1 protein-coding gene is annotated in these 300 nt (G+C 60.3%); it reads left to right on the forward strand.

The window, feature by feature from the left end:
• Nucleotides 1–82: 82 nt before the first annotated feature.
• Nucleotides 83–300: hypothetical protein (locus KW829_RS22755; RefSeq protein WP_218309151.1), on the forward strand; the 218-nt coding region annotated here is incomplete at its 3' end.

A 300-nucleotide genomic window follows, 5' to 3' on the forward strand; every position in this document is an offset into this window, starting at 1 on the left:
TACTCGACTGTCCGGCCATGTAATGCAGTACAGCTGCAAGCCTGGTATGGAAAGGATATTTCATTGTTCTGAACCTCCAGATTTGGAATCTGGTGTCCAGGATCCGGGGTTCAGTGCAATCGCCACCACCCTGGCGACCCGGGCTCCCGGCGGTAAATCGCCGCTTCGCGGTGCCCTCAGCTTATTCCTTCAGGCTATCGGGTCGGGCATGAGCCTGCATCCCTGCAGGCCACGCCCTCTCGGCGCATCCCTGCGCCTCGCCCCGGCCTTACGGAAACGCTTCGGCGATTTACAGCCGGA

Origin of the sequence: Enterobacter sp. ENT02, assembly GCF_019219165.1 — a bacterium.
Taxonomy (GTDB): Bacteria; Pseudomonadota; Gammaproteobacteria; order Enterobacterales; family Enterobacteriaceae; genus Enterobacter; species Enterobacter mori.